This window comes from Kutzneria kofuensis, assembly GCF_014203355.1.
In the GTDB taxonomy this organism is placed as follows: Bacteria; Actinomycetota; Actinomycetes; order Mycobacteriales; family Pseudonocardiaceae; genus Kutzneria; species Kutzneria kofuensis.
The window spans coordinates 383,406-392,366 of sequence record NZ_JACHIR010000002.1; the positions used below are offsets into that span (position 1 = coordinate 383,406).

Consider the following 8,961-nt stretch of genomic DNA (forward strand, 5'->3'; position numbering starts at 1 on the left):
CCGAACCGTTCGAGGGGGTCGTATGGACAGCGCCCACGGGCTCGCGGAGGCGGCGGGAAAGCTCGGCGTGACCGAGGAAATCCTGCTGCTCGCGGCGCACGCGAAGGTGCTGAGCGTGCTCACCGGCGAGGGCGCGGTCCAGTTGGGTCACGGGGGCCGGGTCGTCGTCCGCGACGGGACGTGGCGCGACCTCGTCGAGGCGACGGCGGCATCCCGGGTCGAACCGCACACACCGGTCTTCGATGACGAGCGTGTCGCGGGATATCACGCCAAGGCGCTGAGCCTGCTGATCGCCGACCCGGATGCCGACCACGACGCGGAAACCCTGCTGGGCGACGAGGAACTGCACCTCCAGGTGCACGGAATGGCCGGCCGGCAGCGGGAATTGCCGAACCGCCGCATGCACGAGCTGTTCGAGGAACGAGTCGAGCGGCACCCGGACGCGATCGCGGCGGAATGCCGGGGCGAGCGCTGGACGTACCGCGAGCTGAACGCCCGCGCCAACCGCATCGCGCATTTCCTCCTCGGCAAGGAGATCCAGGCCGAGGACGTCGTCGCGGTCATCTCCGAGCGCAACCTGGACTGGATGGCCGCGGTGCTCGGCGTGTTCAAGGCGGGTGCGGTGTACCTGCCGATCGAGCCGAACTTCCCGGCCGAGCGCATCGAGGCGATGCTCACCCGCAGCAACGCGGCCGTGCGACTGACCGAGCCGGTGCTCAAGGCCATCACCGGCGGCCCGACGACCAATCCGAACGTCGCGGTCGAGCAAGACCAGTTGGCGTACATCTACTTCACCTCCGGCTCCACGGGCCAGCCCAAGGGCGCCATGTGCGAGCACGGCGGCATGATCAACCATCTTTACGCCAAGATCGACGATCTGGGCATCGACGAGGGCGCGGCGGTGGCGCAGACCGCGCCGCAGTGTTTCGACATCTCGCTGTGGCAGCTGGTGTCGGCGCTGCTGGTCGGTGGCCGCACGGTCATCGTGCCGCAGCAGGACATCCTCGACATCAACCGGTTCCTGGACACGGTGGAAAAAGCCGAAGTCGAGGTACTGCAGCTGGTCCCCTCCTATTTGGAGGTCGTGCTCTCCGAGCTGGAGGTCCGCCCGCGCGAGCTGCCGGCGCTGCGCTGCGTCTCCGTCACGGGCGAGGCCATCAAGAAGGAACTGGTGCAGCGCTGGTTCGCGCACCGTCCAAACGGGACATTGGTGAACGCCTACGGCCTCACCGAGACCTCAGACGACACCAACCACGAGGTCATGACCGAGGTGCCGGCGACCGAGTCGGTGCCGCTGGGCAAGCCCGTCGCCAACGTCACGGTCTACGTGCTCGACGAGCGCCTCCGCCCGGCGCCGCTGGGTTCCGTCGGCGAGATCGCGTTCTCCGGCATCTGCGTGGGCCGCGGCTACATCAACGACCCGGAACGCACCGCGGCCGCCTTCATGGACGACCCGCTGCGCCCCGGCCAGCGGATGTACCGTTCCGGCGACTTCGGCCGCTGGCTGCCGGACGGACGGCTGGAGTTCCTCGGCCGCCGCGACGCCCAGGTGAAGATCCGGGGTTTCCGCATCGAGATCGGCGAGGTGGAGAACCGGCTGCTCGGCGCGCCCGGCGTGAAGGACGCGGCGGTGGTCGTCGCCGACGGCCCGCAGCTGGTGGCGTTCTTCTCCGCCGCTGGCGACCTGACCGGCGAGCAGCTGCTCGCGCACGCCGCCGAGTCGCTCGCCGAGTACATGGTGCCCAGCGCGGCGCACCGGCTGGACAAGCTGCCCCTCACCGACAACGGCAAGATCGACAAGAAGGCGCTCAAGGCCGCCGCCGACGACCTGTCGCGCCAGGGTTACGTGGCTCCCGCCACGGACGCGGAGCGCCGGCTCGCCGCCGTGTGGGCCGAGGTGCTCGGCGTGCCGGTCGACAAGATCGGCGCCGACGCGGACTTCTTCGAGCTGGGCGGCACCTCGCTGAGCGCGGTCCGGTTGGCGATCAAGCTGAAGCCCGCGGTCTCGCTGACCGACATCACGGCCGCCCCGACCCTGAGCAAGCTCGCCGCGCTCGTCGAACAGGCCGGCTGAAAGGAGTTTCGATGTCGTCCCTGGTGGAGGCGTTCGCGCCGCTGCTCGAAGGCAGACCGCCGGTCCTGCGGGCGTACGCGAACAGCGACGCCGAGGGCTGGGTCGCCGGCAACCTGGACACGCTGCGGGCCGCCGTGCTCGGCCACGGCTCGGTGGTGGTGCGTGGCCTCGACGTCGCCGACGCGGCTCAGGCCGGCCGCCTGGCCAAGCTGATCACCGGTGAGTTGATCACCGAGCGCGAGTCGTTCGCGCCGCGCACCAGCTACGCGCCGGCCGTCTACTCCTCGTCGGCGTGGCCGGCAAACCAGCCGATGTGCATGCACCACGAGCTGAGCTACGCCCAGGAGCTGCCCGGCACGATGGTGTTCGCCTGCCTGCAGGCCCCGACAACCGGCGGTGAGACCGCCGTCGCCGACGCCGCGGCCGTGCTGGCCGACCTGCCGCCGGACATCGTGTCCCGGTTCGAGCGCGACGGCTGGCTGCTGATCCGCAACTACGGCGAGACCATCGGCGTGCCATGGCAGCAGGCGTTCGGCACCGACGACCCGGCCGAGGTGGAGGCCTACTGCCGGGCCAACGACACCGAGTTCGAGTGGACCGAGGCCGGCCTGCGCACCCGGCAGGTCCGCACCGCCGTCGCGCACCACCCGGTGACCGGGCAGCGGCTGTGGTTCAACCAGATCGCGTTCCTCAACGAGCTGACCATGGATCCGGACGTGCGCGAGTACCTGGCGATGGTGCTCGGCCCGGACGGACTGCCGTTCACCACCCGCTACGGCGACGGCGAGCCGATCCCGGCCGAGGTGGTGGACGTGATCAACGAGGTCTACCAGCGGCACACCGCCAGCACGCCGTGGCAGCGCGGCGACCTGATGCTGGTGGACAACCTCCGCACCGCACACAGCCGGCAGCCCTACGAGGGTGACCGCGAGATCGTCGTCGCGATGGGGGATCCCGTCCGGCGCACCGACATCAGATGGAGCCGTTCATGACCGACCCGCAGGTGCCGCCGTTCGCCGTGATCCCCGGCAGCCAGGTGCACCGAGTGCTCGACGGCAACGAGAAGCGTGTCGTCGAGATCGTGGAGGCGGCCTACCGGGTGCACGGCGGCGGCGACACCGTCAACCCGCCGTCGTACTTCCTGCGCTTCCCGGACCGGCCGACCTCGCGGATCATCGCGCTGCCCGCCTCGATCGGCGGCGACGTCGCGGTGGACGGCCTGAAGTGGATCTCCAGCTTCCCGGAGAACGTGCGGCGCGGCGTGCCCCGCGCCTCGGCGGTGCTGATCCTCAACGACCGCGACACCGGCTATCCGCTGGCCTGCATGGAGGCGTCCATCATCAGCGCCGCCCGCACGGCCGCGTCCGCCGCGCTGGCCGCGGACGTGTTGACCCGCGGCCGAAACCGTCCCCGCCGGATCGGTTTCTTCGGCGTCGGCCTGATCGCCCGCTACATCCACACCTACCTGGCCGGAACGGGGTGGGAGTTCGACGAGATCGGCGTGCACGACCTGTCGACCGAGCACGCCGAGGGCTTCAAGGGCTACCTGGAGCGCAGCGGAACCGGCGCGACGATCACCATCCGTGACAGCGCCGAGGACCTGATCCGCAGCAGCGACGTCGTGGTGTTCGCGACGGTCGCCGGCAGGCCGCACGTGTCCGATGTGGACTGGTTCGCACACAACCCGTTGGTGCTGCATGTGTCGCTGCGTGACCTCTCCCCCGAGGTGATCCTGGCCTCCACCAACATCGTCGACGACGTGGACCACTGCCTGAAGGCGGACACCTCGCCGCACCTGGCCGAGCAGCTGACCGGCGACCGGAGTTTCCTGGACGGCACGCTGTTCGACGTGCTGAGCGGGAACGTCGAGCTGCCGCGGGACAAGCCGCTGGTGTTCTCGCCGTTCGGGCTCGGCGTGCTGGACCTGGCCGTCGGCAAGCACGTGCACGACGAGCTGGCCGCGGCCAACGAGCTGTCGGTGGTGCCGGACTTCTTCCACGAACTCTCCCGATACGGCAGGTCCTGACGAAGGCGGGTTGGCCATGCAGGTGATCTCCGGCCCGGACGAGTTCCATGTCGACGACCTCTACGTGGACCTGCGCCGGGCGGTGGGACTTCCGCTCCATCTCAAGTGCGAGGGCTTCAACTTCGCCGGCTCGGTGAAGCTCAAGGCGGCCGTGGCGATGGTGGACGCGGCCGAGCGGGACGGCCGGCTCACCCCGGGCTCGGTGCTGATCGAGTCGTCGTCGGGCAATCTCGGCATCGCCCTGGCGATGATCGCCGCCAGCCGCGGCTACGGCTTCCTGTGCGTCACCGACTCGCGCTGCAACACCGCGTCCCGGCGGCTGATCGAGTCGTTCGGGGCGCGGGTGCACATGATCACCGAGCCGGACCCGGACGGCGGCTTCCTCGGCGCCCGCATCGGTTACGTGCAGCGGATGTGCCTGCTCGACGACCGGTACGTGTGGCTGAACCAGTACGCCAACAGCGGCAACTGGCTGGCCCACCACGGCACCACCGCGCCGGAGATCGCCAAGGCATTCCCCGAGCTGGACGTGCTGTTCGTCGGGGCCGGCACGACCGGCACGCTGATGGGCTGCGCGCGCTACTTCCGGGAGAACCGGCCGTCGGTGCGGATCGTGGCGGTCGACGCGGTCGGCTCGGTCACGTTCGGTGCGCCGGCGTCGCCGCGGCTGATCCCCGGCCTGGGCACCAGCGTCCGCCCGCAGCTGCTCGACGAGTCCTTTGTGGACGACATCGTGCACGTGCGCGAGGAGGACACGGTGAAGATGTGCCACCGGCTGGCCGCCGCCGGCTTCGTGTTCGGCGGTTCCACCGGGACGGTCGTCAGCGGCGCCCAGCGGTGGCTGGCCGGCAACGACGCGACGACCGCCGTCGCCATCGCCCCCGACCTGGGCGAACGGTATCTGGACTCGGTGTACCAGCCCGAATGGGTCGAGCAGAACTACGGCAGCCCGCTGCTGGTGTAAGTTCGGCCAATGGCTGTTGGACCGGCGCTGGTGCGTGACCGCAACGCGTGGCAGCACCTGGAAGCGTTCGTGGTCTGCGCGGTCGCGACCATCCTGATCACCCGATCGTTTCTCGGCGCCACCGGTTACCCGAAGATCGGCAGCGGTGGCCTGCACATCGCGCACATGCTGTGGGGCGGGCTGCTGCTGCTCGTCGCGCAGCTGCTGGTGCTGTCCTACCTCGGGCCGATCACCAAACCGCTGGCGGCGGTGCTCGGCGGCGTCGGCTTCGGGCTGTTCATCGACGAGGTGGGCAAGTTCGTCACCGCCGACAACAACTACTTCTACCGGCCGGCCGTCGCGATCATGTACGTGGTCTTCGTGGTGATCGTGCTGGCCGGCCGGCTCGTGCACGATCGACGGCCGAGAGGTCCGGCCGAGCAGCTGGCCAACGCCGCCGCGATCGCGGCCGAGGGCGTGGTGGCCGGGCTGACGAAGTCACGGCGCTCGGTGGCCAACCGGCTGCTGATGCGGGCGGCCAAGGGCGGCGCGGACTCGAACATGACGTCCGCGCTGTCCACTGTGGTCGCCCTGTGCCCGCCTGGCCGGGCGAATCCGCACATCTTCCAGACGTTGCGGCACCGGCTGGCGGGGTTGCTGCCGCAGAGCTGGGTTCTGGTGTGGCTGACCAACATCCTGCTGATCGGGCAGGCGGCCGTCGGCATCATCGGCTCGCTGCTGGTGCTGCTGGACAACCCGCACGGCGCGGAGCTCATCGCCGGCTTCGGCCAGCTGGTCAGCGCGGCCGTCGCGGGCGTGCTGGCGATCGTGGCACTGATCCTGCAGTGGTCCGAGGACCGCACCGCCGTGCTGCGCTGGAGTCGTTACGCCGCACTGGTCACGGTGTTGTTCACCGAGGTTTTCGACCTGGTCGAGCAGGAGTTCGCCGGGTTGACCGGCGTCGGGGTCGGCCTGTTCGCCCTCGCCGTGATCGCGCTGCACGAGCGACGCTCACGCCGACCCCTGATCGCCAAGCGGCCGGAATCCCCGGAGGGTCCTCAGACCAGCACGTAGCCGTCGCCGGGCCGCTGGTACCGGGAGCGGCGCAGGTCGTTCATCACGAACGTGCGCTGCAGCCAGCGGTCCTTGCCGTCGTAGCGCGGGGTGAAGCCGGTGCGGCCGTGAACGGTCACGCGGTTGTCCACGATGGCCAGGTCGCCGGGGCGCAGCCGGATCGTCTGCGACGCGTCGTTGAACCGGTCCCGCAGCTCCTCCAGCGCGGCCTTCGCCCGGGGCGTCCGCGGCGTGGTGGCGGCCAGGTCGACCTGCAGGTTCGGGTCCTCCTCGGCGCCGAACAGCACCGCGTGCTCGACGGCCCCGTCACTGCCCAGCCCGAACGACGGCGGCGCCTGCGTGACGAACTCGCGGCTGAACAACGCCTCCCGCGCCTGGTCGGTCAGCATCGGCAGCACCGTGCGGGCGCAGGACGTCCGCAGCCCGGCGACGCCCTCGTGGTCCTGGCGCAGGCACAGCAGCATCACGTAGTCGGGACGGTTGGGGTGGAACGCGTTCTCGGTGTGCCACTCCAGCAGCACCGAGCCGGCGTTGCCCTGGAACTCCTCCTTGCCCGGCACCGGAACCACGTCCTGCACCAGGGCCCCGGTCTTCTCCGGCAGGAACGCGGCCGGGTCGCCGAGCCCGGTCGCGATCATCATCAGCACCGCCGCCGGCACCGCCACGGTCCGCTGCACGGAGCCGTTCACGGTCGGTGTGGCGGGCAGGCCGTCCTCGTTCACCGGCAGGTTGCGCAGCAGCATCGCGCCCTGCGGCCCGGAGTCACGGCGGAACCGGCGCAGCGGCCGGCGCAGGCCGACCGGCGTCTCGTCCCAGGCCCGCCGCGCCTCGTCCACCCATTCCGGCGTGTCCACTAGATCGTTGTCCACCGCGCTCAGGGCGCGGGCCAGCTCCTCGACGGCCTCGGCGTCGGCCGTGGCCAACGTGACCGGCGCGGAACCCGCCGTGGTTTCGGTGACCACCGTCATAGCTGTCCTACCTCCACTCGGATACGCCCGCGACGGTAGGCAGCACCGGCTTTGTTCCGTTATCGCCGGCATTTCGTCACGTGGTCCCTTGTGGACGGACATCGCCGCGTCGATATCTGACCGATAAGGGCGACCCCTAGCGTCTGGGACCATGACAGCTGCCATCCGTGTCGAGGGCCTCCAGAAGCGCTTCGGCGACACCCGGGCGCTGGACGGCGTCGACCTGGAGGTCGAGGCCGGCACCGTGTTGGGCCTGCTCGGCCCCAACGGCGCCGGCAAGACGACCACGGTCCGCACGCTGGCGACGCTGGTGCGGCCCGACGGCGGCCGTGCCTTCGTCGGCGGCTACGACGTGGTGTCGCAGGCGACCGAGGTGCGCAGGCTGATCGGCCTGACCGGGCAGTACGCGTCCGTGGACGAGAACATCTCCGGCCGGGAGAACCTGTACCTGATCGGCCGGCTGCTGGACCTGTCCGGCAAGGCGGCCAGGGCCCGCGCGGACGAGCTGCTGGAACGCTTCGCCCTCACCGCGGCCGCGTCCCGGCCGGCCCGCGGCTACTCCGGCGGCATGCGCCGGCGGCTGGACCTGGCCGCGAGCCTCGTCGGCAACCCCAAGGTGCTGTTCCTGGACGAGCCCACCACCGGCCTGGATCCCCGCAGCCGCAACGAGTTGTGGGACGAGGTCCGATCCTTTGTGGCCGGTGGCTCCACGGTGCTGCTGACCACGCAGTACATGGAGGAGGCCGAGGCGCTGGCCGATCGGGTGGTGGTCATCGACCACGGTCGGGTCGTCACCGGCGGCACCCCCGACCAGCTGCGGGCCCGCGTCGGCGGCCGGGTGCTGCACGTGCGCATGGAGCGCGTCGAGGACGTCACGAACGCGGCGAAGGCGCTGGCCGACGCCGGTCTGGGCGCGGCGGTCACGGAGGAGCAGGACGGCCGGCTGTCCCTGCCGATGGCCGACGAGCAGTGGCTCACCGCCGCGATCCAGGTGCTCGGCGGGCTCGGCCTGACCATCGCCGAGATCGAGACCAGGCTGCCCAGCCTGGACGAGGTCTTCCTGACGTTCACGAAGAGGTCGGCATGACGGCGTCCACCCTGCGGCACTCGCTGGCGATCTGCCGGCGCAACCTCGTGCACATCCGCAACGACCCGGAGCAGCTGCTGGACGCGACGGTGATGCCGATCGTGTTCACGCTGGTGTTCCTGTACGTGCTCGGCGGCGCGATCGGCGGCGACCACCTCGACTACCGGGAGTACCTGCTGCCCGGGATCATGGTGCAGACCGCCTCGTTCGCCTCCACGGTCACCGGCATCGGCCTGAACACCGACTTCGGCCAGGGCGTGATGGACCGGTTCCGGTCGCTGCCGATCGCCCGCTCCGCGGTGCTGGCCGGCCGGATCGGCTCGGACGTCTGCCGGCTGTTGCTGGGCCAACTGGTGATGCTGGCGTTCGCGTTCGTCGTCGGATTCCGCGTGCACACCGATCCGGTGGCCGTGCTCGGCGCGTTCGCGCTGCTGCTGCTCTACGGCACGGCGCTGTGCTGGGTGTCGGCTTTCGTGGGGCTGAGCGTGAAGAACGCGCAGGTGGTGTCCACGGTCGGCTTCCTGTGGATGATCCCGCTGCAGTTCGGCAGCTCCATCTTCGCGCCGCCGGACACGATGCCCGGCTGGCTGCAGGCGTTCGTCGCGGTCAACCCGACGACGCTGGTCACCGACGCGTGCCGTGGGCTGCTGGTCGGCGGCGTCGAATCGGGCTCGGTGGCCGGTTCCGCGCTCGGCGCGGTGGCCTGGAGCGTCGGCCTGATGGCGGTGTTCGCGCCGCTGGCCGTGTGGCGCTACCGCAACCGCACCTGAACCCCCGCGAGTTCCCCCA

General features: G+C 70.5%; 8 protein-coding genes. 7 read left to right on the forward strand and 1 reads right to left on the reverse strand.

Annotated elements, in window-relative coordinates; translation table 11 throughout:
• Positions 1–22 precede the first annotated feature (22 nt).
• From BJ998_RS40840 to BJ998_RS40860, 5 genes are read left to right on the forward strand one after another with little or no spacing between them, the layout of a single operon-like run.
• On the forward strand, positions 23–2,074 hold the full coding sequence (locus BJ998_RS40840) for an amino acid adenylation domain-containing protein (RefSeq protein WP_184869487.1): 2,052 nt from the start codon (positions 23–25) through the stop codon (positions 2,072–2,074).
• A gap of 11 nt (positions 2,075–2,085) precedes the next feature.
• The gene (locus BJ998_RS40845) at positions 2,086–3,066 is read left to right on the forward strand and encodes a TauD/TfdA family dioxygenase (RefSeq protein WP_184869488.1); all 981 of its coding nucleotides are present in this window, start codon (positions 2,086–2,088) and stop codon (positions 3,064–3,066) included.
• A complete protein-coding gene (gene sbnB / locus BJ998_RS40850) occupies positions 3,063–4,100 on the forward strand; it encodes a 2,3-diaminopropionate biosynthesis protein SbnB (protein ID WP_184869489.1) in 1,038 nt (345 codons plus the stop codon). Before BJ998_RS40845 ends, sbnB begins: the two co-directional genes overlap by 4 nt.
• A 16-nt stretch (positions 4,101–4,116) precedes the next feature.
• Positions 4,117–5,064, forward strand: coding sequence for a 2,3-diaminopropionate biosynthesis protein SbnA (sbnA, locus tag BJ998_RS40855; protein WP_184869490.1), 948 nt, complete (start codon positions 4,117–4,119; stop codon positions 5,062–5,064).
• A 9-nt stretch (positions 5,065–5,073) separates the two neighbouring features.
• On the forward strand, positions 5,074–6,117 hold the full coding sequence (locus BJ998_RS40860; RefSeq protein WP_184869491.1) for a hypothetical protein: 1,044 nt from the start codon (positions 5,074–5,076) through the stop codon (positions 6,115–6,117).
• On the opposite strand, the gene BJ998_RS40865 is transcribed toward BJ998_RS40860, so the two are convergent.
• Positions 6,102–7,085 carry a clavaminate synthase family protein gene (locus BJ998_RS40865; protein WP_184869492.1) on the reverse strand — a complete coding sequence of 328 codons (984 nt, stop codon included), beginning with the start codon at positions 7,083–7,085 and terminating at the stop codon, positions 6,102–6,104. The two genes, BJ998_RS40860 and BJ998_RS40865, sit on opposite strands and share 16 nt — an antisense overlap.
• A gap of 151 nt (positions 7,086–7,236) precedes the next feature.
• Here BJ998_RS40865 and BJ998_RS40870 point away from each other — a divergent pair, with 151 nt between their 5' ends.
• Positions 7,237–8,172 carry an ATP-binding cassette domain-containing protein gene (locus BJ998_RS40870; protein ID WP_184869493.1) on the forward strand — a complete coding sequence of 312 codons (936 nt, stop codon included), beginning with the start codon at positions 7,237–7,239 and terminating at the stop codon, positions 8,170–8,172.
• Positions 8,169–8,942, forward strand: a complete 774-nt coding sequence (locus BJ998_RS40875; protein WP_184869494.1) for an ABC transporter permease — start codon at positions 8,169–8,171, stop codon at positions 8,940–8,942. Before BJ998_RS40870 ends, BJ998_RS40875 begins: the two co-directional genes overlap by 4 nt.
• Positions 8,943–8,961: the final 19 nt, after the last annotated feature.